The organism is Nonomuraea sp. NPDC005692 (assembly GCF_040631115.1).
Classification (GTDB): Bacteria; Actinomycetota; Actinomycetes; order Streptosporangiales; family Streptosporangiaceae; genus Nonomuraea.
The window spans coordinates 67,051-93,287 of the sequence record NZ_JBEXYU010000008.1; the positions used below are offsets into that span (position 1 = coordinate 67,051).

The 26,237-nt window shown below is 74.1% G+C and carries 24 protein-coding genes; 12 read left to right on the plus strand and 12 right to left on the minus strand.

The window, feature by feature from the left end; translation table 11 throughout:
• The first annotated feature begins 86 nt into the window (after window positions 1–86).
• Both ABZ459_RS19370 and ABZ459_RS19375 read left to right on the plus strand, forming a co-directional pair.
• Window positions 87–965, plus strand: a complete 879-nt coding sequence (locus tag ABZ459_RS19370; protein ID WP_357971701.1) for a GerMN domain-containing protein — start codon at window positions 87–89, stop codon at window positions 963–965.
• 224 nt (window positions 966–1,189) lie between these two features.
• Window positions 1,190–1,795, plus strand: a complete 606-nt coding sequence (locus ABZ459_RS19375; RefSeq protein ID WP_357971703.1) for a hypothetical protein — start codon at window positions 1,190–1,192, stop codon at window positions 1,793–1,795.
• A gap of 16 nt (window positions 1,796–1,811) precedes the next feature.
• Here ABZ459_RS19375 and ABZ459_RS19380 read toward each other — a convergent pair whose 3' ends face one another.
• The gene (locus ABZ459_RS19380; RefSeq protein WP_357971705.1) at window positions 1,812–2,687 is read right to left on the minus strand and encodes a universal stress protein; all 876 of its coding nucleotides are present in this window, start codon (window positions 2,685–2,687) and stop codon (window positions 1,812–1,814) included.
• Window positions 2,688–2,888: 201 nt separating this feature from the next.
• Here ABZ459_RS19380 and ABZ459_RS19385 point away from each other — a divergent pair, with 201 nt between their 5' ends.
• Window positions 2,889–3,743: a universal stress protein gene (locus ABZ459_RS19385; protein WP_357971707.1), complete on the plus strand. Its 855-nt coding sequence runs from the start codon at window positions 2,889–2,891 to the stop codon at window positions 3,741–3,743.
• A gap of 104 nt (window positions 3,744–3,847) precedes the next feature.
• Window positions 3,848–4,519, plus strand: a complete 672-nt coding sequence (locus tag ABZ459_RS19390) for a CBS domain-containing protein (RefSeq protein ID WP_357971709.1) — start codon at window positions 3,848–3,850, stop codon at window positions 4,517–4,519.
• Window positions 4,520–4,530: 11 nt separating this feature from the next.
• Here ABZ459_RS19390 and ABZ459_RS19395 read toward each other — a convergent pair whose 3' ends face one another.
• Both ABZ459_RS19395 and ABZ459_RS19400 read right to left on the minus strand, forming a co-directional pair.
• Window positions 4,531–5,193 (minus strand): response regulator transcription factor, encoded by a 663-nt coding sequence (locus ABZ459_RS19395; RefSeq protein WP_357971711.1) that lies wholly within the window; start codon window positions 5,191–5,193, stop codon window positions 4,531–4,533.
• A complete protein-coding gene (locus ABZ459_RS19400) occupies window positions 5,190–6,314 on the minus strand; it encodes a histidine kinase (RefSeq protein ID WP_357971713.1) in 1,125 nt (374 codons plus the stop codon). Before ABZ459_RS19400 ends, ABZ459_RS19395 begins: the two co-directional genes overlap by 4 nt.
• Window positions 6,315–6,531: 217 nt before the next feature.
• Between ABZ459_RS19400 and ABZ459_RS19405 the strand changes: the two genes are divergently transcribed.
• Both ABZ459_RS19405 and ABZ459_RS19410 read left to right on the plus strand, forming a co-directional pair.
• Window positions 6,532–6,933, plus strand: a complete 402-nt coding sequence (locus ABZ459_RS19405; RefSeq protein WP_357971715.1) for a DUF6223 family protein — start codon at window positions 6,532–6,534, stop codon at window positions 6,931–6,933.
• A 319-nt stretch (window positions 6,934–7,252) separates the two neighbouring features.
• Entirely contained in the window at window positions 7,253–7,489 is a 237-nt protein-coding gene (locus ABZ459_RS19410; RefSeq protein WP_357971717.1) for a hypothetical protein, read from the plus strand.
• A gap of 44 nt (window positions 7,490–7,533) precedes the next feature.
• Here the strand turns inward: ABZ459_RS19410 and ABZ459_RS19415 are convergent, their stop codons facing one another.
• Entirely contained in the window at window positions 7,534–8,157 is a 624-nt protein-coding gene (locus ABZ459_RS19415) for a TetR/AcrR family transcriptional regulator (RefSeq protein WP_357971719.1), read from the minus strand.
• Window positions 8,158–8,259: 102 nt separating this feature from the next.
• On the opposite strand from ABZ459_RS19415, the gene ABZ459_RS19420 reads away from it, so the two are divergent.
• From ABZ459_RS19420 to ABZ459_RS19430, 3 genes are all read left to right on the plus strand, one after another.
• Window positions 8,260–8,709, plus strand: a complete 450-nt coding sequence (locus ABZ459_RS19420; protein WP_357971721.1) for a cupin domain-containing protein — start codon at window positions 8,260–8,262, stop codon at window positions 8,707–8,709.
• 74 nt (window positions 8,710–8,783) lie between these two features.
• Complete coding sequence (locus ABZ459_RS19425; RefSeq protein WP_357971723.1) at window positions 8,784–9,203, plus strand: DUF6294 family protein; 420 nt, start codon at window positions 8,784–8,786, stop codon at window positions 9,201–9,203.
• A 65-nt stretch (window positions 9,204–9,268) separates the two neighbouring features.
• A complete protein-coding gene (locus tag ABZ459_RS19430) occupies window positions 9,269–9,868 on the plus strand; it encodes a hypothetical protein (protein ID WP_357971726.1) in 600 nt (199 codons plus the stop codon).
• Between the two features lie 129 nt (window positions 9,869–9,997).
• Here ABZ459_RS19430 and ABZ459_RS19435 read toward each other — a convergent pair whose 3' ends face one another.
• The 4 genes from ABZ459_RS19435 to ABZ459_RS19450 all read right to left on the minus strand — a co-directional run bounded on the left by ABZ459_RS19435 (window position 9,998) and on the right by ABZ459_RS19450 (window position 13,836).
• Window positions 9,998–10,567, minus strand: coding sequence for a hypothetical protein (locus tag ABZ459_RS19435; RefSeq protein WP_357971728.1), 570 nt, complete (start codon window positions 10,565–10,567; stop codon window positions 9,998–10,000).
• Entirely contained in the window at window positions 10,564–11,208 is a 645-nt protein-coding gene (locus tag ABZ459_RS19440; protein ID WP_357971730.1) for an RNA polymerase sigma factor, read from the minus strand. Before ABZ459_RS19440 ends, ABZ459_RS19435 begins: the two co-directional genes overlap by 4 nt.
• Before the next feature lie 293 nt (window positions 11,209–11,501).
• A complete protein-coding gene (locus tag ABZ459_RS19445; RefSeq protein ID WP_357971732.1) occupies window positions 11,502–11,828 on the minus strand; it encodes a hypothetical protein in 327 nt (108 codons plus the stop codon).
• A 130-nt stretch (window positions 11,829–11,958) separates the two neighbouring features.
• Window positions 11,959–13,836, minus strand: coding sequence for an acyltransferase domain-containing protein (locus ABZ459_RS19450; RefSeq protein ID WP_357971734.1), 1,878 nt, complete (start codon window positions 13,834–13,836; stop codon window positions 11,959–11,961).
• A gap of 343 nt (window positions 13,837–14,179) precedes the next feature.
• Between ABZ459_RS19450 and ABZ459_RS19455 the strand changes: the two genes are divergently transcribed.
• On the plus strand, window positions 14,180–15,016 hold the full coding sequence (locus ABZ459_RS19455; RefSeq protein WP_357971736.1) for a helix-turn-helix domain-containing protein: 837 nt from the start codon (window positions 14,180–14,182) through the stop codon (window positions 15,014–15,016).
• 106 nt (window positions 15,017–15,122) lie between these two features.
• On the opposite strand, the gene ABZ459_RS19460 is transcribed toward ABZ459_RS19455, so the two are convergent.
• The 3 genes from ABZ459_RS19460 to ABZ459_RS19470 are packed head-to-tail and all read right to left on the minus strand — an operon-like array spanning window position 15,123 to window position 23,192.
• Window positions 15,123–19,388 (minus strand): hypothetical protein, encoded by a 4,266-nt coding sequence (locus ABZ459_RS19460; RefSeq protein ID WP_357971738.1) that lies wholly within the window; start codon window positions 19,386–19,388, stop codon window positions 15,123–15,125.
• Between the two features lies 1 nt (window position 19,389).
• Window positions 19,390–22,887, minus strand: coding sequence for a hypothetical protein (locus ABZ459_RS19465; protein ID WP_357971740.1), 3,498 nt, complete (start codon window positions 22,885–22,887; stop codon window positions 19,390–19,392).
• A 20-nt stretch (window positions 22,888–22,907) separates the two neighbouring features.
• Complete coding sequence (locus tag ABZ459_RS19470) at window positions 22,908–23,192, minus strand: hypothetical protein (RefSeq protein ID WP_357971742.1); 285 nt, start codon at window positions 23,190–23,192, stop codon at window positions 22,908–22,910.
• 177 nt (window positions 23,193–23,369) lie between these two features.
• Here ABZ459_RS19470 and ABZ459_RS19475 point away from each other — a divergent pair, with 177 nt between their 5' ends.
• Window positions 23,370–24,122 carry a DNA-formamidopyrimidine glycosylase family protein gene (locus ABZ459_RS19475; protein ID WP_357971744.1) on the plus strand — a complete coding sequence of 251 codons (753 nt, stop codon included), beginning with the start codon at window positions 23,370–23,372 and terminating at the stop codon, window positions 24,120–24,122.
• Window positions 24,119–25,177: a spore photoproduct lyase family protein gene (locus tag ABZ459_RS19480; RefSeq protein WP_357971746.1), complete on the plus strand. Its 1,059-nt coding sequence runs from the start codon at window positions 24,119–24,121 to the stop codon at window positions 25,175–25,177. The genes ABZ459_RS19475 and ABZ459_RS19480 overlap by 4 nt, the downstream gene beginning before the upstream one ends.
• On the opposite strand, the gene ABZ459_RS19485 is transcribed toward ABZ459_RS19480, so the two are convergent.
• Window positions 25,165–26,193: a LysR family transcriptional regulator gene (locus ABZ459_RS19485; RefSeq protein WP_357971748.1), complete on the minus strand. Its 1,029-nt coding sequence runs from the start codon at window positions 26,191–26,193 to the stop codon at window positions 25,165–25,167. The two genes, ABZ459_RS19480 and ABZ459_RS19485, sit on opposite strands and share 13 nt — an antisense overlap.
• Window positions 26,194–26,237: the final 44 nt, after the last annotated feature.

Here is a 26,237-nt window from a genome sequence, read left to right on the forward strand (position 1 = left end):
GAGTTCAGGACGTCCGGCGGTGTCGCCCCGCGGTCGCGCGCGTCAGTCTGGGACCAGGATCGTTCACGGGAAAAGAGATGATGATCATGGTCCCGATCCGTTCCCTCGTCGCCGTCGCCCTGGCGGTGACCGTCACCGGCGTGCCGGCCTTACCCGCGCGGGCCGCGCGGCAGGCCGCCGTCCCCGTCCTGGTCGGCATCCGGGCAGCGCACCTGCCCGGCCTGGACCGGCTGGTCTTCGAGTTCCGCGGCCCCGTCCCGGCCCGGCACGACGTGCGCTACGTGTCCCGGCTGATCGCCGACGGCTCCGGACGGACGGTCGGCGCGGTCGGCGACGCCCTGCTCCAGGTCCGCTTCGACCAGGCCGACGGCCACGACCGCCGGGGCCGGGTCAGCTACGGCCCCACCCGCCGGACCTACGCGCTGCCCGGCGTCGTCCAGGTCGTCAACACCGGCGACTTCGAGGCCACGCTCACCTTCGGCGTCGGCCTGGCCAGACGGGTGCCCTACCAGGTACGCACCCTCACCCGGCCCAGCCGGGTCGTCGTCGACCTCACCACGTCCTACCGGACCGTGCCCGTACGCGACCACTTCCTCGACACCACCGGCCGGAGCCCGCGCACGGCGGCGGTGACCCGCCCGGTGGCCCCGCCGGCGACCGCCTACGGCGCGCTGCAACGGCTGTTCGCCGGCCCGACCGAGGCCGAGCATGCGCGCGGCCTGCGCTTCGTCAGCTCCAAGGCCACCGGCTTCGGCCGGCTGACCGTCGCGGACGGGATCGCCAGGGTCCACCTGACCGGCCCCGTCGACGGCGGCGGGTCGGCCGTCACGATCGCCGACCAGATCAGGCCGACGCTCAAGCAGTTCCCGGGGATCCGGTGGGTCAAGATCTATGACGCGGCGGGGCGTACCGGGCATCCCGCCGGGCCGTCGGACTCGATCCCCCGCTCGCTGGAGCCGGGCTGAGGCGGCCGGGGCGGTCTCTTGGCACGTCTTCCCAGGAGAACGGCCATGTTGATCTTCTTGGTTCGTTCATGATGGCGGGGTGACCACGCCTTGTCCTCCGTGATCCGAACGCCGGGCCGCCCGGTCCGTCCTGACGGACTCGGGACGAAGGTCCTCCCGTCAAGAGCCGCCCGCCCCTGCCGTCCCCGCCGGGGCACCCGCACAGTGCTTCAAGGAGGTGTCCGTTGAAAGCGTTGATCGACCTTCTGGCCCGGCGTGTACGCCTGTACCGTCCCGACGGCAATCCCCTGCGCCGCCGTTCCGACCGGCTGGAGGCGCTCGCCGTGCTGGTGACCGGGCTCGTGGTGCTGGCGGGCGTCTGGCCCGCCGTCGTCGTGGGCCGGCTGGCCTACGAGGGCGCGCTCCACGAGGAGAGCGCGCACGCCGTGGGGCGGCACCAGGTCAGGGCGACGCTGCTGGCCGACGCGCCGGCCGCCCGCGTCGCCCTCACCGAGATGCCGGTGGGCGAGCAGCGGGCGATGGCGAGCTGGACGACGTCCTCGGGCGCGGCGCGAAGCGGCCCGGTGCCGGTCCCCGGGGTGGCCAGGGCCGGCTCGACGGTCCCGTTGTGGATCGACGCCGCCGGCCGGCCCGTGCCGCCGCCCACCGCCCGTACGGTCCTGCGGGCGAGGGGTGTGGTGACCGGGCTCCTGCTCATGTCCGTGATCGCCCTGGCCGCCGCGGGCGGGTTCGCGGGGTTCCGGTGGTGGACGGACCGGCGGCGCTACCAGGAGTGGGAGATCCAGTGGGCGCGGGCCGGCGAGGACTGGGGGCGGCGGCGCAGCCCCTGATCGCGCCGCCCTCCCGTCACCGCGGCTCGTGACCCCCGGCGTCGTCGGCGGGACGGATCACCGCGACCGGGCAGTGCGCGTGGTGGAGCACCCCTCTGCTGACCGAGCCGAGCAACAGCGAGCCGAACGCGCCCCGGCCGCGGGAGCCGACCACCAGCAGGTCGCAGGGGGCGCCGGTGAGCGCCTCGACGGGATGCGCGCTCTGCACGTCCTCCACGACCGTCACGTCGGGATGCCTCTCCCGCCATCCGGCCGTCCTGGTCCTGATCACCGCACGCTGGGCGGCCCGGACCTCCTCCACGTCGTAGGCGATCTCCGGCGCGAAGGCGTGCACCGGAATCTGCCAGGCGTGGATCAGGCGCAGCGTGGCGCCGCGCAGCCTGGCCTGCTCGAAGGCGTAGCCGATGGCCGGCTCGCAGACGCCGGAGTCGTCGATCCCGACGCCGACCTCGCCGACCCGCTCCGGCGGGTCCGCGCGCACCACCACCACGGGGCACCGCACCTGACCGGCCACCTGCGTGGTCACCGACCCGAGCAGCGCTCCGGCGAACCCGCCCAGCCCCCGGTTGCCGATGACCAGCTCGTCCGCCTGCCGCGCCTGATCCTGCAGGACGGCCGCGGGCGTCCCTTCCACGATCTCGGCGTGCACCGGCACGGACGGCTGCCGCGCCCGGACGGCCGCCTCGGCCCGCTCCAGCACCCTGGACGCCGCCAGCAGCAGGTTGTTCCACTGCCCGAAGTCGGGGAACCTGCCCACGCTGTACGGCTGCCGGTCCAGGGCGTGCACGATCTGCAACTCCGCGCCCGTACGCGCCGCGTCGTCGGCGGCCCAGCCCAACGCGGCGTCCGACGGCGCGGACCCGTCCACGCCGACCATGATCCGTCCCGGCATGATGCCCTCCCGGCCGTGGATCTTCCTCGGCCACCGCCTGCCCAAAGTCAGGAGCCGGCGAAGAAACCCCAAGTTCGCGGGCCGGAAGCCGTTCGGGGCCGCCCGCGCTCGTCCCCGCCGCCAGATTTCTCCAAGTTTTGGGGCTGGCGATCCTGTCCGCTCACCTCCCGGACGGCTGAATGAGTAGGGGAGGTATGAGCGATGTCTGAGCTGGTCGTGGTGGGTGTCGACGGATCGCCGTCCGGGTTCGACGCCGTGGCGTGGGCTGCCGACGACGCCTGCAGGGCGGGGGCCGCGCTGCGGATCGTGTCCGTGGTGGAGACCTGGCCGTACCAGGTTCCGCAGATCGCCGCCGTCGAGTGGGAGAGCTCGATGACCGAACGCGCGCGGGAGATCCTGGCCAAGGCGCAGGAGATCGCCCGCGAACGCCGGCCCACGGTCGAGGTGAGCACGCGGGTCATGGCCGGGAAGGCGTCGGTCGCCCTCCGGGAGCAGGCTGCCGAGGCCGCCGAGCTGGTGGTGGGGCGCAGGGGGGCGGGCGGCTTCGCCGGGGCCGTGCTCGGCTCGGTCAGCATGAGCGTGGCCGGTCAGACGCCGGGCCCGGTGGTCGTCGTCCGCGACGGGGACGCCGCCTCCCACGACGAGGTCGTCGTCGGCGTCGACGGCTCCCCCGCCTGCGAGCCGGCCCTCGACTACGCCTTCCGGCAGGCCGAGCTGCGCGGCGGCAGTCTGCGGGCGGTGCACGCCTGGCCGTTGCCGTTCGCGCTGGCGCCCGACTTCTCCTGCGACATCGAGGCCCTGCGGGAGAGCCACCTGCGCATCACCAGGGAGCAGCTCACCCCCTGGCAGGAACGGCATCCCGACGTCAGGGTGATCGCGGACGTCCAGTGCGGCCATCCCGTCAAGACGCTCGTCGCCGCGGGCGACCGGGCCGACCTGCTGGTCCTCGGCTCGCAGGGCAGGAGCGGGCTGGGCTCGTTCGTGCTCGGCTCGGTCATGCGCGGCGTCCTGCACCACGCGCGCTGCACCGTCGCGGTGGTGCGCGAGCGCCCCTGAACCGGCGGGGACTCCCGGCCCGCCGTCCAGGGACCTACGCCCCTATGGCGGGGCCGCCCCGCCGGATGGGATGGAGGCAGGACCGAGAACCCCCGAGGTGAACGATGAACCTGACCGTCGAGGACGTGATGACCCGCGAGGTCGTCTCCGTCGGCGCCGCCACCCCGTTCAAGGAGATCGCCGAGGCGCTGGCCGGCCGCGGGATCGGCGCCGTGCCGGTGCTCGACGACGACCGGCACGTCATCGGCGTCGTCTCCGAGTCCGACCTGCTGTGCAAGGAGGAGTTCCGCGAGCGGTTCCCCGGCGAGGACTACCGGCCGCCGCTGCTGTCCCGGGTGCGCCACCGGCCCGGCAGCAGGAAGACCACCGCGGTCACGGCCGCGGAGCTGATGACGAGCCCGCCGGTCACGATCACCGCCGAGAGGTCGGCGGTCACCGCCGCCCGGCTGATGAACGCCCGCGACGTGCGCCGGATCCCCGTGGTGGACTACAACGGCCGCCTGGTGGGCATCCTCAGCCGCGGTGACCTGGTCAGGATGTTCCTGCGCGGCGACGAGGAGATCGCCGCCGTCGTCCGCGACGACGTCCTGCACCGGGCGTTGTGGATGGACACCCGGAACGTGCGGGTCTCGGTGCGGCAGGGCGTGGTCACGCTGTCGGGCCGGATGGACCGGAGGTCCGACGCCGCGCACGCCGTCCGCCGGACCTGCGGCGTCAACGGCGTCGTCGGCGTGGTGGACGAGCTGTGCTGGCGGCTGGACGACGTGCCCGCCTGACTCCCGGCGCGTCACGAGGTGCGCGGCGTCACCAGCCCCGACTCGTAGGCCAGGACCACGAGCTGGGCGCGGTCGCGGACACGCAGCTTGGCCATCGCCCGGTTGACGTGGGTCTTGGCGGTCATGGAGCTGATCGCCATGTGGGCGGCGATCTCGTCGTTGGACATCCCCCGCGCGACCAGGGCGACGGCCTCGCGCTCGCGGTTGGTCAGCTCCCGCAGCTCCTCGCCGGCGGTGGCGGCGGGCGGCCGGGTGACGTACCGGTCGATCAGCATGCGGGTGATCGACGGCGCGAGCAGCGCGTCACCGCGGGCCGCGACGCGCACGGCGTGCAGGAAGTCCTCCGGTACGACGTCCTTGACGAGGAACCCCGCCGCGCCGGCGCGCAGCGCGTTGAAGACGTACTCGTCCAGGCCGTAGTTGGTCAGGATGACGACGCGCACGCCGGCCAGGGCCGGGTCGGCGGCGATGCGGCGGGTCGCCTCGATGCCGTCCACGACCGGCATCTGGATGTCGATGAGCGCGACGTCCGGCAGGTGCTCCCTGGCCAGGGCCAGGCCCTGCGCGCCGTCGGCGGCCTCGGCGACCACCTCGATGTCGTCCTCCAGGTCGAGCAGCGCGCGGAACCCGCCGCGCAGCAGCGGCTGGTCGTCCACCAGCAGGACCCGGATCACGGCGTGCGGTCCATCGGCAGCTCGGCCTGGACGGTGAAGCCGCCCGCGCCGCGCGGCGCGGCCCGCAGGCTGCCGCCGAGCGCGGTGACGCGTTCGCGCATCCCGATCAGGCCGACGCCGGGCACGGGGGCGGCGTCCGGCGTGGCCGTGCCGTCGTCGTCCACGCGGATCGCCAGCGCGTCGGGACGGTAGTCGATGCGGACCTCCGCGCTCGCGGCGGCGGCGTGCCGCGCGATGTTGGTCAGGGACTCCTGGACGATCCGGTACGCGGTCCGGTCCACCGCGGCCGGCACGTCCCGTCGTTGTCCTTCGATCGTCAGCGTCGCGTCGAGGCCGGTGGTCCTGGCCCGTTCCAGCAGCTCGGGGACCCGGTCGAGGCCGTGCGGCGGAGTCGTGTCGTCGCGCAGCGCCTCCAGGGTCGCGCGCAGCTCCCTGGTCGCCTCGCGGCCGGCCTCCTGGATCACCAGCAGGGCCTGCGGCACCTGCTCCCCCTTCCTGCGGGCCACGTGGACGGCCACCTCGGCCTGCACCTTGATGACCGAGATCTGGTGGGTGAGCGAATCGTGCAGGTCCCGCGCGATGCGCAGCCGCTCCTCGTCGGCACGCCGCCGCGCGGTCTCCTCCCGGGTGCGCTCGGCCTCCTCCGCCCGTCCCTCCGCCTGCCGCAACGCCTCGCCCGCGGCGCCGGCCGCGACCAGCCAGGCCAGCTCCAGCGCCCCCCTGGCCTGCGCGAACGCCTCGCCCGTGTCGTGCAGCCCGGAGGCCATCGCGGCCAGCGGCAGCAGGGCCAGCACGATCACACTCGCGGCCACGGTGACCAGCCGTCTTCCGGCCCGCATCGCCGCGTACACCGCGAACAGGTACGCCACCGCCGGCACGTCGAACCCGGCCGCCTGGTACCCCACCGCGCACAACCCCGTCACGGCCAGGACGGGGACCGGCGCCCGGCGGCGCGCGACCAGCGCCAGTCCGCCGCCCGCCAGCAGCGCGTAGCCGAGCGGCGCGAGGTGGGTGGCGGAAGGCTGCCCGGACAACCCGGTGACCACCAGCGCCGCCGCCACGCCGGCCGCGATCAGCCAGTCGATCACCCCGGCCCCGACGCCGAGCCGCCTTGTGCTCATACGCGCACCATAGCCGCATGTCCGGCCGTACGACTCGGGCAGGAGGATCACCCGCCGCCTACCGCGGACGCGGTACGTCCGCGCTTCCCTGCCGCCCGTGCGGTAGCCGGCTGCGGCACCGGTGGCACCCCGAGAAACCCGCTCCCGCCGGACGACCGGCGGCGGGCCCGGCGGCCATGCTCTTCCCACGTCGACGTCCAGGCGAAAGGAACCCCTCATGTTCATCGACCACCTCCTCGCGGCCCAGGCCGACCCCGTCGCCGCCTACGCCATGACCACCGGCCGGCTGTGGTCCCTGATCGCCGCCGGGCTGGGCCTGGCCGGCGTCGCCGCCGGCGGCCTCACCCTGGCCCGCTCCACCGGCCGCCTCCGCCGCCGCGCCACCCCCGGCACCGGCACGGGGACCGGCACCGTGGCCGCGACCGGGAAGCGCGGGGCCGTCGTCGCCCTGGCCACGGGGGTGACCAGCATGGTCATCGGCGGCTGGGTCATCGCCGCCGCCAAGGGCGGTCCCGGCACCGGTTACGGCATCGTCGGCGGCTACCTGGACCTGATCCTCGGCCTGACCGCCATCGTCCTCGGCGCCCTCGTCCTGAACCGCGCCCGCCGCGCGGCCTGACCGCCGAACAGCGGAACCTCCGTGACGCGAAGGCTTCCCCGGGACGTGCGTCACGACCCGCCGCGAGAGGCCCAGCGCACTACGCGCGGTCAGCGCGCAACGCCCGGATCTGCCCGCCCGGTCGCGCTGCACGGACCAGCAGGCGTTCAAGCAGGCGGTCCTGGCGCTGCACGCCGCTCTGCTGCGCCGCGGCATGCAGCCACCCGGGCCCGAGGAACTGGCCGAATGGCTCCGCTCGTGAGCCGCGGGCCACGGCCGCCTCAGATGCCGAGCAGGGCGCTCTTCGTTCAAGAGGTCAAGGTCAGGGCAGTTGCGGGTCATGGACGAACAGGACAAGCTGCCCGAGGACATGCCGCCCGCGGTCGGACGGGTCAACGGGGAGAGCGACACCACCGCCGCGCGGGCGGGGGTCGAAGTGCGGGACACTCCTCGGCCGATCCCCGCGGAGCCGGTCGAGCCACCGCCCGATCCGGAGGAGAAGGTCGCGCAGGAGCGGCGCGAGGTGGCCGAGGAGTCCGGCGAGAACGAGGAACCGGACGTGGAGCCGACCGACTGACCATCCGTCCGGCCACCCGCCCGCCCTGACGATCTGCCGGGTGGTCAGGAGGGCAGGAGGGCGTGGGAGAGCTGGTCGGCGCTCCAGTCCTCCCACTGCGCCGGCGTCCAGCCGCACTCGCGGGTCATCACCAGGAACAGGTCCGGTGACAGCAGCCCGACGGTGATGTCGGTGGCCCGGTCGGCGGTCAGGCCGGGCCGCAGGGCGCGCAGGCGGTCGAGGATGGCGACGACCTGCCCGTGGGCGGTGTGCCGCTGCTCGCTGTTGACGGCCCACTGGGCGGCCATGTCGGCGTCCGTGGCCGCCGCGTCGCGGACCACGGCCAGGACGGGGGCGACGCGGCCGAGGATGACGCCGCTCTGGTGCACCCACCCCCGTACGACCTCCACCGGGTCCCGCGACGCCTGCAAGGCCGCGAACCAGGGACGTTCCAGCAGCGGCACGGGCTCGTCGTCCCCGGCCGAGGCGACGTCGACCACGTGCTTGAGGAGCCCGCTCTTGGTCCCGTAGTGGAAGTACACCGTCTGCACCGAGACCTCGGCCGCGTCGGCGACCTGCTGGAAGGTCGTGCCGGCGTAGCCCCGCACGACGAACAGCCCTTGGGCGGCGGTCACGATCCGGCTTCTGGTCTGGGCCGAGCGCCGCTTGGGGCTCTTGACGTCGTCCATCGATTTAGAGTACCACTTTAGAGTAGCACTTTAGAGTGAGGCTACAAAAGGTGGTGAGGCATGACGTCCATCGATCCGGCGCCACACCCTGTCCAGACGGTCTTGAGCGCGCTCCATCTGCCTGCCGGCGGCGGCGCCGTCCACGCGTTCCTCGGCACCACCATGACCGTGAAGGCGGGCGGGGCGGCGACCGGCGACCGGCTCACCGTCATCGAGCAGGAATGCCCGCCGGGCTTCGCCACGCCCCTGCACGTGCACCGGGACGACGACGAGGCGTTCTACGTGCTGTCGGGAACGGCTCGGATGTACTGCGGCGAGCGGTCGTGGCAGGTCGCCGCGGGGGCCTTCGTCCTGCTCCCCCGGCGGGTGCCGCACGCCTTCGCCAACGGCCAGGAGGCTCCGCTGCGCCTGCTCCAGCTCACCTGGCCCGCCGGCTTCGAACACTTCGCCGCCGAAGTCGCGGCCGGGGACGCCGATCTCGCCCAGTTGGCCGAGGTCGCCGCCCGTCACGGCTACCAGGTCATCGGCCCGCCCCCGGACAACGCCGTCTGACCTCCCCCGCCGTCCCGGTCACCCGGGGTCCGATTCGGCGTACCCCCCTTCCCCCCACGTCCCGAGGAGTCCTCATGAGAGGCGTCCGCAAGATCACCGGCGTGCTCGTGTCCGCCGTCGTCCTGGCGTCGTCCGTCACCGCGACGGCCGGCGCGTCCGCCCTGGAGCAGAAGACGTACGTCTGGCGCGGCTACCTGTCGGCGGGCTCCTGCACGATCGAGCCCGGCGCGACCTGGACGTTGTACTCGAACGGCACGGCGCGCCTGGACGCCACCGTCTCCAGCCTCGGCGACGAGGACGCCTGGCTGATGTGGGCGCACCTGAAGGACGGCGCCGGCGCCCTGCTCGGCGACATACGCGTGTACGGCAGCACCAGCACCAAGTTCGTCAAGAACCTGCACGACCGCCGGACCTATCGCTGGATCGCCAAGGGACAGTTCGACCCCGACCTGTTCGACCTGGTCAAGCGCATGTCGCTGAGCAAGCACTGCTGAGTCACCCGAAGGCTCCCGGAACGGTCCCCATCGCACGCCCCGACGCCTTCGACGAGAGGACGCCCATGCACCGCGCGGCTTCACCATCCCGAACCGGCCCGGCCGCCGCCGTACTCGCGGCGACCTTCTGCCTCGTCACACCGGCGCCCGCGGCGGCGACCGGCAGCGCGTGCGATCCGTCGCTGGTGGCGCCGGGCGGCAGTCTCATCGGCGGCCTGTGGCGCGCCAACGGCGGCGAGCGGAGCGTGTACGGCTGCCCCACCACCAAGGAGTACGGATACCCGGACAAGAAGGGCTCCTGGCAACGTTTCACCAACGGCAAGATCGTCTGGTCCCCGAACCTCGGCGACGGCACCCTGGTCCGCGTCTACCAGAAGGGCCAGAACCTCGTCTTCAAGTGGAGCGGCCTCGGCCGTGACTGGGACTTCTTCAACGTCCGCTGGAGCAAGGACGGCGGCAAGGCCACCCAGGTCCGGACGGGCCGGCTGACCGCCTGGAGCGGCCAGTACGTGATGGCCCCGTACGTGCGCGACGGCGTCGGCACCACGACCAACGGCCACGAGGTCAACACGTTCGCCTTCGTCGTCCAGGGCTGCGACAAGGGCACCTTCGGCTCCGACTGCGGCCCCTGGAGCATCCCCACCTCCATCGGCCTCGCCCACTGACCGGGATCGCCGCCGGACGGTCGCGGGGACGGCCCGAAGTGTCGTCCCCGCCCTCCAGCATGCCGTGATGATCGACTTCGACGCGCGGCGTGGGGCACCTCCCCCGCGGGGAACGGCCGGAGCGTGGCGTCAGTGCGACAGCGGCGCGTCCGTGGTGTCGACCAGCTCGCAGTCGGCCACCGGCCCCTCGGCGACGCGCGCCCAGATCCCGGCGACCTTCCTCTCCTCGCTGACACTGAACTCCAGCACGCCCGTCTGCCCCTCCTTGATCACCTTGGGGTCGATGACGAAGCCGGCCTCATGCCCCTCGGGCCGCGGGAACACCGACAGCGGCGCCTCCTCCTTGCTCAGGAAGCGGGCCGCGCGCGGCTCCGGGCCGCACTTCTTGCCGTCGGGCACGTAGCTGACCACCACGTTCGCCCCCAGGGCCCGCAGCTCGGCCTGCAGCCCCTCGGGGTCCCGCGCCTCGCTGAAGCTGATGTCGATCAACCCGTCGGACGCCCTGGACACCGCGTACGCCGGGCCGCCGAAGAGCAGCGGGACGGCGACGGCCCCGGCGGCCGCCAGCGCGCCGACGGGAGCCAGCAGCCTGACCCTGGACGGACGGGTACGGGGCGCCTTCTCGATCTCGGTCATCACGAACTCCTTGAGCAGTTGGCGACGGCCCTCGGAAAGATCACGCTCAACCGGCATGTTCATCGGATCTCCTCCTTGGCGGGGCCTGGGTCACCTGTTACCTGTCGGCTCGTCCCGGCGAGTTCCCCGAATCCCGGGACTTCGCCGAGATTCCCGCGTTTCCCGGGGTCCGTGAGTCCTTCGCGTTCCGCGAACTCCGTGAGCTTCTTCCGTGCCCGCGACAGACGGGACCTGACGGTGCCCACCGGGACGCCCAGCGCCTCGGCCGCCTGGGCGTAGTCCAGCGCGGCCCAGACGCACAGCGCGAACACGTCCTGCTCCTGCTTGCGTAGCCTGCCGAACGCCCGCCTGACCGCGGCCAGCCGTTCTGCGTCGTCGATGCGCCCGACCACCTCCTCGGCGAAATCGGGCACCGACTCGCCCTTGGGGATCCTGGCCAGGACGTCGTCGTGGCGGCGGGCGGCCCTGCGGACGTTGCGGGAGACGTTGGTCGCGATGCCGAGCAGCCACGGCCGCAGCGAGCCGCCCTCGGGGTCGATCCTCGCTCGTAATCGCCAGGCTTCCAGGAACGTCAACGCCATGACGTCCTCCGCCTCGCTCCAGTTGGCGGTCAGGCGGAAGGCATGGTTGTAGACGGCCTTGGCGTACTCGTCGAAGAGCCACGAGAAGGCCGTCTGATCCCCAGCACGAATCCGGGCACGCATCGACATATCCACATACCAATACTGTCCGCCCGGCACCTCGAGTTCCCGGCCCGTGACCCCGATCGAGCTCGCGCAGGCGCCGGCACCGCGTCCACCTGGAAGCGCCATCGTGACCGGCACCCCGCCGTTCGACGGCCACCCGGAGGAACGGACCGATGCCCGCACGCCGCACGGAGAGGGCATCGGCCGATCCTCACGGCCGCACGTCGGCGGCGGCTGAGGGTGGCTTCGCCGGTGAAGGGCTCTCGGCCGTGGTCAAGAGTTCCTCACCGGCGGCTCGCGATCTGTCCGGTTCAGACGCGGCGCTCGTCGACGCCCACGGCGCCGACGCCCGTGCCGAGCCGGCCGCAGACGCCCTGGGACTGGCCCGAACGACCCGGCGGGAGGTCGACCCAGTCGCCGACGACGTCGGGCGCCCAGCCGCAGGTGACCACGGCCCGGAACCGCCAGGTCTCGCCCGTCGGATTGCTGCACATCGCGATGCCGAGATAGTTGTCGTTGTTGTGGACGAAGGTGTCGCAGTCGAGGACCGTGGCAGCCGACGCGGGCGTGGTGAGCCCCAGCGACAGCAGGGCGACGGACCCGGCGACGACCGCCGCGACATGCCTTGTCTTGCGCAATGCCCCTCCTGAACGAATGCTTGCCTGTCACTTACCGTCATGCAGCGTACGCAAAGAGTCGCGGAGACGGAAGGCGCGGTCTCGTCAGGAGTCGCTTCCCCGGAATGTCGGCGACGGGGAGGCGCGGCGTTCATGCCGTGTTGGTCGCCGAGGGCCACGACCGTCCGTTCCCCTGCCACGACTGTTCGCCGAAGGCGGGGGTGAGCTCGTACAGCAGCCGTTGCGGGCCCTGGTAGAAGGCGGCCAGCAGCGGGGGCGCCGCCTCCAGCTCGGCGGCCAGGACGTCGAGCGCGGCGGGCAGGTCGACGTCCGCGGTCGCGACCGCGACGCAGGCACAGCCGGCCAGCTCGGCGGCCAGCGGCTGGATCGCCCCCGCGAACAGGCCGGCGATCGGGTGCGGCGCCACCTCCTGGCGCAGTGCGTCCATGACGAGGGCGGCGATGCTGTGGAGGTGCGGGAAGCGCGCCGCGGTGGCGATCATCGCCTCGTGCACCGGTCCGGCGTCGGGGCCTGGGCGGGCGACCACCCGCAGGTGCCGGGGCGTCAGGGGGAGCCAGGTCCAGTCGATGGTGTCGGCGTCGGCCACCACCACGTCGTCGCGATCGTCGGTCAGCGCCCGCAACGCCAGGACGTCGGCCCCGCCGCACAGCAGCAGTGTCGCCGGGGGCAACATGCGGTCGACGGGCGGGAAGAGCGGCGGCGCGAGTGGCGGCGCAGGGGCAAGCCGCGGACACGCCACCTGCCCGAGCCCCGCGCCACCAGCCACCCCCGACCGCCCCGCCACCTGCCCGAGCGGCGCGACACCCGCCACCCCCGACCGGCCCGTCTCCTGATCGGCGTCCCCCGGACGGCTCGGGGCGGGCACGAGCCCGGCGCCGGCTTGCGGCAACGCGACGCGTTCCGCCGCTTCGCCGCGCCGGCCGAGCTCCACGGGGCCGTCATCGATCTCTGCGGGTCCGTCGCGCCACGACGGTTCGATCTGGTCGACGAAGAAGGCAGGGCCGCCGTGTACAGCGGGAGCCGGTGTGGGCGCGGAGCCGTTCGGCGCCGGTTCGGGGATGTCCAGGACGGCGGAGCGGGACGACTCGCCCGGCCGCCAGGGGCCGCCGGCGGCGAGCGGGGAGGCGGCGGTGGCGGCGGGGACGATGGCGCGGACCAGCGTGACCGCGTCCTCGCCCGCCCCGCACTCCAGGAAGACCTCCGCGCCGCGGGCGGCCAGCCCCCTGACGGCCTGGTGGAAGTGCACGGTGACGACCATGGCGTCGGCGGTGACGGCGACGGGGTCGTCGTCGGGGGTGAGCAGGCGTCCCAGCGTCGGCGAGAACACCGGCCAGCGCGCCGGGGCCGTCCTGACGCCGGACAGGCGGCCTCTCAGATCGGCGGCCGCGGCGGCGACCGCGGGCGTGTGGGCGGGGTGCGGGACCTGGAGTGCGGCGCTCGTCCAGCCCAGGTGTCCGGCGATCCGGGCCGCCGGCGGCATCAGCTCGCGCGGCCCCGACAGTACGCACCGCCGCGGCGTGTCGTCGCAGCCGACCACGAGATGGGGATGGTCGAGCAGCGCGACCAGGTGCCGGGCCTGCACGGCGGAGACGTCGAGGGACATCATCGCGCCCGGCCAGTCCAGGCCGGTCAGTGCGCGGCTGCGTGCGCAGGCCAGGCGGGCGCCGTCGCCCGCGCTCAGGACCCCGGCGGCGACCAGGGCCCACAACTCCCCGAGGCCGTGGCCCACCAGCGCGTACGGCTGGAGCCCTTCCCGTACGAGGGTGTCGAAGGTGGCTGACGACACCGCCATCAGGGCCAGGTAGTGGCTCTCGGGGCCGGGCGGGCGGGGGGCGTCCGGGGTGAGGAGGTAGGCGCTGAGCGGTGGCGAGCCGTACTCGGCGGCGACGGCGTCGATCTCCGACAGGAGCTCCGAGACGGCCGGCGTACGGGCGGCCAGGGGCGCCAGCACCCCGGCGGAGGGCATGGCTGCGGTGCCCGGGAAGACCGCGACGACTTTGCTGCGCATGTAGTCCCTTCCTGGAGGCGGGGCTTTGCGGCACACGGGGAAGGACCGGCGAAGGGCGCGTCTCCGCGAACTGCTCGCACCCGTCGCCGGTGCTCGTCCGGCCGAACGACTGATACCGCTCGCACACGATAAGTAGTCGTGTCATCGCGACACGTCACCCTATCGACGGAGAAACTCGCCTATAGCCGTCCACACCCCTTGCGACGCAGGCTCCGAAGTGCGCACTCGCCTCGCGTCGTCACTTGGAGTGATTGGTTAGTCACATATAGCGGTCGGGAATCTGTGGAGCGCATCCGTCCCGGTGATACGAACGGGTGGGTCAGTGCGACCCGGGGGGTGCGCGATGGAATTCTGCCCGGAAGAAATCGGCGGCGGCCACGGGGACGACGGACGAGCCGGGCCCGCCGCCGGGCGCGGGGTGCTGCACGGCGCGTTCGCGGTGCTGGAGGAGCTCGCGCGGGTGGAGGAGGCCGGGCTGACGCAGCTCGCCGTGGCCACCGGCCTGCCCAAGGCGACCGCCCACCGGTTGTTGTGCCGGCTCACCGACCTCGGCCTGGTCCACCGCGAGGACGGCGGCCGCTACCGCATCGGCACGCGCATGTTCCGCTGGGGTCAGCGGTGGTCACCGGCCCAGGTGCTGAGCACGGCCGCCGTACGACCGATGCGGCGGCTGGCCGCCGCGGGATGCGCGGTGACCATCGCGGTCAGGGACGGCGACGACGTCATCGTCGTCTCGGGGATCGGCGACCCGGCCGTGGACGAGGTCTTCCGCATGCGTCCCGGCCTGGTGCTGCCGGTGGCCAGCGCCGCCGAGGTCGTGCTGGCGGTGGGCAACCCGGCGTCGGGCCGCCGTCCTGAGCCCGGCTGGAGCCTGCCGGAGGGGCACTCCCCGGCCGAATGGGCGCGGCGGATCGGTGACGCCCGCGAACGGCGGGTGGCGTTCGACTTCGAGGCGGCCCTGCCGCCCCTGGGATGTGTGGCCGCCCCCGTGCGCGCGCCGACGGGGGCCGTGGTGGCCGCGGCGGCCGTCGTGGTGGTCGGCACGAACCGGCTGCCCTTGCTGGCCGACGCCGTACGCGAGACCGCGGCGTGCATCAGCGCCAACCTGGCCCGCGTGCCGGGAGCGGGCCGCGCCCTGAGCCTGCTGGCCGCCCCGGAAGGCCCGCCACCCGACCGGTAGGCCCGCCACCCGACCGGTGAGCCCCGGCCGCCCCGAGGCCATGAGCCACGCCCCCCGGGAGCCGTGACCGGCGGTCGTCGCCGCCGGTCACGGCCGGGCGGCCCGGCTAGGCGTCGAAGTCGATGACCAGCCGCCCCAGCCGGGCGCGCAGCGGGACGCTGTCGGCGTGCGCGAGCCGCTCGCCCACCGGGATCCGCTCCTGCACACCGCCCCCGGCGGCGTCGATGACGACTGTCGCGTCGGCCGTGCCGGGGTCGGTGCGGTAGCGTTCGCGTTCCTCCACCAGGAGGCGGTACTGCCAGACGATGTCCAGCACCGCCGGCGGGATCACCGCCGACCACTGGTAGCCGGTCTGGGCCGTGCCGCAGGTCAGCTCGGCCGTGATCGGCGTGTCCGTCCAGTCGAGCTCTTCCGCGCTGGTGAAGGGCCGCCGCTGGACGGTCGCGGTGACGCGGTGGCTCGCCGCGACCCCGGGCAGCCCGGCACCGGCCTGCGCGCCGAGCTCGGTGGCGGCGGCGGGCCCGGCCAGGACGACGCGCAGCCCCCCGCCGGACACCTCCTCGACCGTCAGCGTACGGCGCGGCACCAGCTGCGCGAACTCGGCCTGCACCACCGGCGACAGCTCCAGCCCCGTCAGCGCGTGCGGCTGGTAGCGGGCCAGGGCCAGGCGCAGGTAGGGGAAGCAGGCCGACTCCCGCCCGGCCGCGCCCAGGTCCACGTCCACGTCGGCGAACCACAGGCGCTTGGCCGCGTCGTACGACGGCTCGTACGCCACGACCGCCCCGGTCAGCTCGCGGCCCTCCCCCGACTCGGCAAGCCGCAGCCCGACGGCGGTGACGGGTCCGGGGAAGTTGCCGGGAGCGGGCGGGGGCAGCACGGTCGCGTCCGACCAGACGGGATCGGTGCCCCACCGGGTCGCCAGCCGGCCGGGCAGCGCGTCGCCCCCGGGCGGGTCGAGGACGACGGCCAGCAACTCGTCGTCGCCGGAGGAGAACCACGGCCGGTCCAGGTGCACCCGGACGCCGGCCCCGTCGCGTACCGACACGAAACGCCGGTCGCGGCGGTCCTCCTGCCGGCTCCACCGGAAGGTGGGCAGCAGGTACGACGGCTTCGGCGGCTCCGGCCGCCTGCTCGCGGGCACCGGCCAGCCCCGCCCGGACGGCCCGGCGCTCGGCTCGCCGGTGCTGGTGACGAGGCCGGGATCGGCGGTGATCGACGGGTGGAAGTACTCGCGGAACCGGGTGGTGGCGGTCGGCCGGTAGGCGACGTTGCGGTGCAGCGTGTCGCCGAAGTCGTGGCGGACCGGGGTGGCCGAGTGCGGCAGGCGCACCTCGTCGCGGTCGGAGTGTGCCAGCTCCACCCGGCCGACGTGGGCGTGCTCCCTGATCCGGCGGGGGGCCGGTTCGGTGACGTCGTCGATCCAGCGCGTCCAGGTGGCGTCGATGTCGACGTGACCGGTGCTGCGGGGGTGCGAGCGCAGTGTGCCCCGCAGGTCGGCGAAGGTCTGTTCGGGCTCGCGATCGAAGTCCAGCCCGGCGAGCGCGGGCGGCGACAGCGGGCGTTCGACGGCGTGCACGAGGCGCAGCTCCGTGTACGGGGTGAGCAGCCAGTTCAGCCCGGCGACGGTCTCCTCGGCGATCAGCTCCCGTTCGGCGTCGGTCAGGTCGCGCCAGAAGTCCGAGACGAGCAGGCGCTGCCAGACGGGCAGGAGGGCGAGGTCGGCCGCGGTGAGCCGGCAGCTGAGCCGTACGGTCGCCATCTCGGCCTTGGGCAGGTGGACGGTGAGCCGGCGCGGGATGTCCTGCCATCGCGGCGGCCCGTCCCCCTCCTCGATCCGCAGCGTGAACGGCGCCGCGTCCGGCCAGACGTCGTGGAAGCCGTCGTAGAAGGAGACGGGGTGGATGGGCGGCGCGCCCGGCAGGCCGTACAGCGTGACGCCCCTGGCCAGGACGTCGGGCAGGTACGGCAGGATCAGCTCGGAGGCGGTGTGCACGACGAACTCGCCCCGCTTCAGCCCGGCGCCGCGCGTCACGGGCAGCTGGGTGACCGGCTCGGGGTCGGCGGGGTCGTGCTTGGCGACCGCGATCTCGCCGAAGAACAGCAGGTCGCGGGTGCGGCGCGGGTCGTCGGCGTAGCTGACCACGGTGTCGAGGAACGTGCCGGACTCGCGCGCGGCGGCCGTGAAGAACCTTCTGCGCACCTCCTGCGGCCGGTCGCCGCCGATGGCGTCGTCGAACCGGCCGTGCCGCTCGGCCATCTGCAGCGACGTCTTGGGCGGGGCGACGAACCGCTCGTCGTAGTAGACGTACCGGCGGCTCAGCCCGTCGGCGGCGGGCGGGTGGTCGGTGTGGCCGGGGACGTTCTGGCGGTCGAGGGCCCATTCCCAGGCGGGCACGTCGCGTCCGGCGGCCGTGACGGTGCTCCGGATGACCAGGCACTGGCTGGACTCGCCCTCGTTGAACGGCTTTCGCTCGACGATGACGGGCGGCGGCACCGGCTCCCACCGCGAGTACGTGATCGCCCGCGACAGCGCGGACGCGGGCGCCTGCGCCGCCGGGTCCAGGGCGTTGCCCGCCAGGTCCACGACGCGGGCCCGCAGCCGGTAGGTGCGCCCGTACCGGAGCGCCGGCAGCGAGCCGGGCACCGGCGTGAACTTGGTGTCGAGCGGGAAGTTCGGGTCCACCTCCGGATCGGCGACGACCGGCCGGCCGAACCTGTCCAGCGTGCGGCCGGGCAGCGGGGCGGCCAGGCTCCAGCCGTCCCAGCCGAACAGCGCCTGGTGCACGTACAGCTCGTCGGTCCTGGTGGCGTCGCGGGTGACGGCGCTCGCCCGGACCGCGCCCTCGTCGTCGGCGATCCCCTCGATCCAGTACGGCGGCTGGCCGCCGCGGCGGATGAGGTAGGAGCCCCGGCGGCGGCACAGGGAGAGCCAGCCGGTGACCGCGCCGCCGGGGCCGACAACCCCGGCGTCCACGCGGAACCCGCGGACCAGGTGCCCGGCGTGCAGCTCGGGCACCTGGTCGCCCGTTCCTCGCTGGTGGGCGGCGTCGTCGCCGATCTGGGCGGCCAGCCACGCGTCGCGTCCGCGGTGGAAGACGGTGAGCCCGGCGCCCTGGAGCGCCGTCGTGCCGGTGCCCAGGTGCTGGGCGCTCGGCTGGCCGCTCGGCCCGCTCAGCCCGTGCATGCGCTCGATCAGCGCGGTGAAGTCGGCCGCCTTGATGGCCGCGCCGTCGACGTCGGCGTCGGTGACCGTCCAGTCGTCGCCGCCGAGGCCGAGCCAGCCGCCCTGGACGGGGTGCCCGGGCGGCGAGGCGGCGGTGAAGCGCTCCTCCGGCGCGAAGTCGAAGAGCGTCCACGGCCGCAGCCGGTCGGTGTCGAACGGCGGGGGCACGTCCTCGAACGCCACCCTGAGCCGTCCGGCGGCGGCGAGCCCCGGAGGCACGGGGACCACGAGGTCGAGGACGAGCCCGAGCCGGCGGCACAGCTCCGGATAGTCGGCCAGGAAGCCGCAGACGCCGTGGAACTCCACGTCGGGCGGGTCCGGCCGGGGCTGGACGGCCTGCGCGCCCGCCGGGCCGCCGCCGCCCGGGGGTTTGGGCCGGTCGTAGAACCGGACGGCCTCGGCCAGCGCGAACCTCGTCTCGTCGCCCCGGTAGGCCGCGCTCGTCCGGTCGAGGGTGGCGGGGCCGAGGTCGGCGGCGGCGCGGACGCCCCCGCCGATCATGCCGTCGATGGCCCGGTAGGCGGCCTGGGGGTCGCCGCTGAACCTGCTCATCTCGCCGACCACCGGGAGCTCACGGACCAGACCGGTGTACGGCTGACGCCAGGGCCGTCGCAGGGTGCCGTCCCCGCGCCGGCCGAGTGCGGCTTCGCCGTTTCCCGGAGGCGTGAGGCGGTCGCTGATCACGGCCTGGCCGATCTGGTCGTACAGCGTGGCGATCCGCTCGTGGACCAGCGCCGCGGGGAACGACCGCAACACCCGCACGCCCGGCGAGCCCGCCGCGACCGCCGTGCCGAGGGCGCCCGCGGCGGCCAGGGAGCGCGACCGCACCGGCGAGGCGGCCGGGAAGAGTCTCCCCCACAGGTCGGAGTCGGGGGCCGGGGATCTCGGGTCGGGGTGTGGGACGACCGGGGCCGCGTGGCCGTCCCACACGACCCGCAGGGCCGGCAGCACCGTCTCGCGCAACGTCCTCGGCCAGTCGGTGAACTCCCCGACGTCGTCGAGCCGGCCGCGCGGCGCCTCCAGCCGGGGCCCGACGGCGACCGACAGCCGCACCTCGCCCGGTCCGGCCGGCCCGGCCGGCAACGCCGTCCACAGAACCTTGAACGTGCCCATGCGCTCCCCCGTACTCTGTCCGGTCCGTTCGCTCATGTCAGGCCACCTCCGCGAAGGCGCCGCAGTACTCGGCGACCGGGTCTCGTCGCGCGCCGGTGACCGGATCCCGGTACGGCGCCATCATCTGGGCGAAGGTCGCGGCGGAACCGGCCGGCTCGCCGCCGTCCACGACCGCGGCTTCGGCGAGCTCCGCGGCGGCCGCCAGTGACCGGGCGCCGCCGAACCGCTTCTCGCAGCTGATCTCGACGGACTCCTCGAAGAACCCGATCTCGATGGTGATCGTGATCCTCGCCCGGCCGACCGCGTCGCCGCCCTCGTACCCCAGCTCCAGGTAGAGCTCGATCGAGGCGGAGACCAGGCCGAGGACGTCCACCTCGCCGCGGGCGCGGAAGTAGCCGAACAGGACGGCCTGCCCGGTCGCGGCGTCGAGGTGGAAGTAGATCCCGGCCATCACCGACACGCTGCCGCTGGCCACCCCGAAGTCGACGGACGCCGCGGCCCCGAACTCCAGGCCGGCGTCCAGCGCGCGGACCCCGTCGGGCGACAACACGATCCCGAACCAGCCGCCGCCGCCGAACAACGACACGGTGAGCCGGAACGGCGCGTCCCTGCGGCAGAACGCGAACCCGATCTCCAGCGGCCGGGTGCCCGCGAACGGCAGGTCCAGGTAGGCGTTCAGGGAGATGTTCTCCAGGCTGAAGACGCCGATCGCCAGGTTCGGCAGCGGCATCCCGTACCTCGCCAGCACGCCGCGCGGGGAGACGTCGAGCGTCGGCGGGTCGCTGAACCCGTCGAGCGGGATGATCCGGCGCAGCGTCTCGACGAACGACAGCGCCCCGATGAACTCGACGTTCCGGAACGCCACCTCGACGTCGGGCTTCTCACCGGCTCGCACGGTGAACCTGATCCGCCGGAAGTCCAGCCGCATCGCCTCCAGCACGCCCGGCAGCAGCACCAGGTCGAACTCCTCCAGCGTGCAGGTGACGTCGGCGGCCGGGCGGGTGTCCGGCCGCAGCCCGGCGCGCAGGTCGACGACCACGGAGAAGCGGCCCTCGCGCGCCGGGTCGCCGTGGCCGTCGTGCGGGACGAAGACCGGCTGCTCGCCCTCCCGCAACGACCAGGGCTGGATGTCGGGCGTCCACTCCAGCCGGGCGGCGACGGACTCCGGCAGCCGCAGGCCGGCCTTGGCGGTCTCGATCGCCTGCCGCAGCGGCAGCACCCCGGCGGGGGCGTCGTCCCAGATGGCGAGGGCCTGTCGCAGGTGGCCGAGCAGCGTGACGACGGCGTGGTCCACCTCGGCGGGAAGGCCGGTGCCGAGCGCGTCCAGGGCGGCGCTGAAGTCGCGGAAGGCCGCGTCCACCTGGCCGAGGTCGGCCGTGCCCGCGATGAACGCCTCGACGGTGGCGGCGAGGGTCAGCGCGGTGGTCCGTACCCGCCCGGCCGCGGCGGCGACCGCCGGGAAGCGCGCGGCCACGCCGACGAGCTGGCGTTCGGCGCGGCGCAGGTCGCTGAGGAAGGCGGTGGCGGCGTTGACGGTCTGCGTGACGAACCGCGGCGCCTTCAGCTCCTGGTCCAGGCCGGCCGCCTTGACCAGGGCGGACAGCGGGATGACGCCGAACAGCTTCGCGCCGATCGCGTCGAAGAAGTCCGAGGGCCGGAAGGTGCCGTCGGCGACCGTGCCGAGCGGGTCCGCCGCCGCGGCGGGCGTCCCGGCCGCGGGCGTTCTGGCGGCGGGCGTTCTGGCGGCGCTGACCGGCCCGGTCAGCCGGGACAGGCCCGCGACGGTGAACGTGGGCGCGGCCAGGCCGCCGGCGCGGTCCCGCTGGTCGTCGAAGTCCATGACCAGCGGGGACGTGCCGGTGACCAGCTCCAGGAAGACCTCGCCGGGGTTGACGGGGTCGCCGGGCCTGTCGGGCGTCCGGTCGAAGGCGGCCAGCCGGTAGCGCTGGGCGTACCGGACCGGGCGGGGTCCGGGCGCGCCGGTGAGCCTGCTCACGGCCGGCACCACCGCCGAGGCCCAGCGCAGCACCGGAAGGAAGCCGGGGATCCGCTGGTAGAACCGGTCGTCGCGGTCCGTCGGCAGGGCGGCCCCCCAGACGAGGGTCGCGGCCTCGACGGTGGTGTCGTCGGGCGCGGCGGGCGCCGCGACGGCGACCCGGGCGCCGCGCAGGGCGGCGCTCAGCCGGTCCGGCGGGGTCTCCGACGGCCCGGGGTCCAGGGCGTTGTACGCCGCTGCCGCCGCCGCCAGGTCGGCGCCCTTGTTGAAGTTCTCGGTGAGGAACAGCAGCGGGGTGCTGAACTCGGTCTCCCGCCCGGCCAGGTCGGTCGCGCGCACCTTGAACAGGAACGGATCCTGGTCGCGGACGGCGGGGAAGAAGGCGTACTGCCCTTCACGCACCGGCAGGACCTCGGCGGGCGGCGAGAGGTCGGGGGTGACCAGGGTCAGCAGCTCGACCCGCCGGAACGGGAACAGGGCGTCAAGCCGTTCGCCGTCGTCGTCGCGGCGGACCGTGCCGGGCGGGAAGTCCCTGACCGGCTCGCGGCAGGTGATGAAGATGCGCTGGGCCAGGTAGGCGGGATGTTCCGGGCGATCGGGGTCGAACTTCCGCTCGGTCACCTTCACCAGGTCCGCGCGGTGCCCGAAGGGGCACAGATAGCCCGAGTAGAGCACCCGTACGTAGTGGTCGCGGCCCATGGCCGCGCGGTGCCGCCACTGGCTGACGTTGGTGATCGCCGGGCGGGGGTCCCAGCTGCCGAGGGCGTCGAGCCAGCCACCCAGGGCGGACAGGATCAGGTGGCCGACCTCGACGGGCACCGGCACGTACGGCTGGTGCCCCGGCTCGGTGAACAGCCCGCGGTCGCTGGTGAGGTGGACGAGCGCGGCCCGGTCGGCGGGCGTCAGCGACGTGGTGAGCGGGTCGGGCGGCGGATCGACCGGTGTGTCGCCGGGGAAGTCCCTGGTCCACACGGCTCTGGCCCGCGTGTCGCGCACCCGCGTGTGCCACAGCTCCACCCGCTCCGCGTCGTCGGCGGGGGCCGTGCGGTGCGTCCAGCGCACGTCCGGGGGCGGTGACAGCAGCAGCCGGTACGGCAGCTCGATCGCGGTCCGCGGATCCCCCGCCGGGTCGCGCAGCGGGTCGGCCGGGCCCTGGTCGCCCACCGTGCGCAGCGGCAGCCGTTTCATGGCCGCCAGCAGGCCCTCGGCGGTGTAAGGGACCTCGTCGTCGGGCCCCACGACGAAGACCAGCACGGTGCGCCCGCTGATCCGGGAGACGACGGGAGGCGCCGGGTGGGGCTGCACCGGGACGGGATCGGGCAGCCCGGCCCCGGCCGATTCGAAGAACGCCTGCTCCACGATGTGCTGCGCGGCGAACGTGACGACGATCAGCCCCTCGCGGTCCGGCACGGCCCTGATCAGGATCCGGCGGGCCGACGGGCGCTTGAACGACAGGCCGGGAAAACCGAAGCGCAGATCCGCCAGGTCGGCGGTGCGGACCAGGCGGACCTGCTCCGGCTTCTCCGCGGGACCGGTCAAGGCTTCACCACCCTTTCCGCTCAGCCCACGAAGGGGGAGGAGAAGGCGAACTGTTCCCGGTGGACCAGGTCGGTGACCTGGACGGACCCCACGGCGCGGTCGAACTGGAAGGGGTTGTCGTCGGGCACGCTCCGGGTGCCGCAGAACGCGGTCTGCCCGTTCTGGAGGTGGATGGCGGCGCACCGGACGTTGCCGGGGAGGGGGTCGAGCGTGGCCCGGACGCTGCTCGCGGCGGCCACGCCGGGCGCCGTCACCACCATCGCGATGAGGGCCCGGGACAGGGCCCGCGCCGATCTGTCGTTCATCGTGCTCGTCCTTCCGTGGGACGACGTGATCGCCCGAGCGATCGTCGCTCCAGGTGAGCGATCGCTTACGTCGCGTCCATGCTGTTGGTGTGGAGGGCGGGCGGGCAACGTTCGGTCCACTCAGTGGACCGGCTGCCCGCGGCGCGTCGGCGCAGCTCACGGGGTATGGCCCGGGGCATGCCCGAAGGACATCTCATCCACCGGCACGCCGCCGGGCAGCACGCGGACCTGGCCGGGCGGACGGTGCTCGCCGCGGGGCCGCAGGGGCGGTTCGACGCGCGGCCGTGGGACGGGCGGGTGCTGACGGAGGTGGAGGCGGTCGGCAAGCACCTGCTGTACCACTTCGCGGACGCGCCCACCGTGCACGTCCACCTGGGCATGCGGGGCATCTTCCTGCGGTACGACGATCCGGGGACGTCGCCGCGGCCCGGCACGCGGTTGCGGCTGGCGACCGGCGAGGTGGCCTACGACCTGATCGCGCCGTCGCGGTGCGAGGCGTTGACCCGCGGGCAGGTGGCGGCGTTGCGGGGCTCGCTCGGGCCCGATCCGCTGCGCGCGGACGCCGTGCCGGAGCAGGCCGTGGCCCGGCTGACCGCGTTCGGCGGGCCGGTGGGCGCGGCCGTGCTGGACCAGCGGGTGTGGTCGGGCATCGGGAACGCGTGGCGGGCCGAGCTGCTGTTCCTCGTCGGCCTGCATCCGAACGCCCGCGGCGTCTCCGCCGAGGCCGCCGGGCGGCTGTGGGACACGGCGGTCAGGCATCTCGCTCTCGGCCGGGACGCCGGGCAGGTGGTGAGCGACCCGGACGCCCCCTCCGAGCGCTGGGTGTACCGGCGCGAGCACTGCCGACGCTGCGGCGCACCCGTGCTGACCTGGCAACTCGCGTCCCGGACCGCATACTCTTGCCCCATGGAACAGCCGGAGCGGCCGTGACCGGCCTCCTCGACGTCCGGCGGATCTACGCCGAGCCCGCGGCTGCCGCGCTGCCGCGCGGGCGCGAGATCCTCGCCAGGTTCCCCGGCGCCGAGATCGTCGAGGTCGAGAGCCACCACCGCATCCCCGAGCTGTACGGCGACGAGACGAACGTGGCCCGCTGGGTGCGGATCAAGACCGAGGCGCTCGTGCTCGGCGTCAAGAAGTCGCTGACGGCCCGGCCCAACGGCCGCTCGGCCGACTTCATCGCGCCCTCCACGGCCAACGGCTGCGCGATGGCGTGCGCCTACTGCTACGTGCCCCGCCGCAAGGGTTACAGCAACCCGATCACGGTGTTCGCCAACATCGACCAGATCACCGGCTACCTGCGGCGGCACGCCGGCCGCCAGGGCCTCAAGCCTCAGCCGGACCAGGTCGATCCCCGCCTGTGGGTGTACGACATCGGCGAGAACTCCGACTGCTCGCTCGACGCCACGATCTGCGACAACGTCCGGGACCTGGTCGAGCTCTTCCGCGACCTGCCCAACGCCAAGGCCAGCTTCGCCACCAAGTACGTCAACCGCGACCTGCTCGGCTGGGACCCGCGTGGGCGTACGCGCGTGCGCTTCAGCCTCATGCCCCCCGCCGACTCCAAGCTCCTGGACATCCGCACCTCGCCGGTCGCCGAGCGCATCGACGCGATCAACGACTTCGTCGCGGCCGGCTACGAGGTCCACGTCAACCTGAGCCCGGTGGTGGTCCGGGACGGCTGGCTGGCGGACTGGGCCGAGCTGCTGGAGCGGCTCGACGACGCGTTGTCGCCCGAGGCCCGCGCCCAGCTCGCCGCCGAGGTGATCTTCCTCACCCACAACGACCGGCTCCACCAGGTCAACCTGGGCTGGCACCCGAAGGCGGAGGAGGTGCTGTGGCGGCCTGAGCTGCAGCAGGCCAAACGGTCGGAGACGGGCGGCTGGAACGTCCGCTACCGCAACGGCCACAAGGGCCGCTACGTCGCCGCCCTGACCGGCCTGATCGCCGCCAGGCTCCCCTACTGCCGCATCCGCTACGCCTTCTGACGGCCAGGCCCGGCCTCGGGGCCGGGGAACCAGGCGCCGTCCGGGACGCCGAGCCAGTCGTGGGCGGCGGCCAGCTCGTCCACGGCCTGGTGGAGGGCGCGCAGGCCGGGATGGTCGTCGTCGGCGCGCCAGCTCATCGTCCAGGGGAACATCGCGACCGGGTCCACCAGCGGGCGCAGGACCGCGCCGGGGATGTCGGGCTGCGTGGTGAGCGTGAGGATGGGCGCGTCGCGGTCGCGGAGGTGCTGGGCCAGCTCGTCGCCGCCGCGCACGTGCGGGTGGGCCAGGGCGGCGTCGACGCCGAAGGGGGCCAGCAGCTGCAGGACGGCGTGCTCCCAGCCGGGCGTGGCGTGGTCGCCGGCACGGATGCACGGGCTCGCGCCGCGCAACGACTCCAGGGGGATCGCGGGCAGCCGGGCCAGCGGGTGACGCTCGGGCAGCAGCACCGCGATGCGCTCGTGGCGTACCGGCCGCCACCGCACGCGACCGGGCACTCCGGCGCCGGACGCTCCTAGCCCGGACGTTCCGAGATCGGGCGTTCCGGGGCCGGACGTTCCTGGGCCGGGCGCTTCGGGGCCGCGGCCGAAGGTGACGTCGAGGCGGCCGTCGGCGAGCAGGGGCGCCGCCGCCTCGGTGCCGCTGTGGAAGCGGGCGAAGAACTCCACCCCCGGCGCGTGGGCGCGGGCCGCGGCCAGCACCAGGGCGGGGGTCAGACCGGCGCCGACGACGTCGACCGTCAGCGACCTGGGCCGGCCGCGCAGGTCCAGCATGGTGGCGTCGTACAGGGCGAGGATCTCCCGGGCCCGGGTCAGCAGCAGGCGTCCCTCAGGGGTGAGGGCGACCTTGCGGGTCGTGCGCTCCAGGAGCCGGCGGCCCACCCGGTCCTCCAGCTTGCGGACGTCGCGGCTGAGCGCCTGCTGCGCCACGTACAGGCGCTGGGCGGCCCTGCTGAAGTGCAGCTCCTCGGCGACGGCCACGTAGTGGCGCAGCAGGCGGATCTCGACGTCGTCCGGCATGCCACCTTCCTACCTGATTCACACAGCAGGCGCGTGAATCGCGT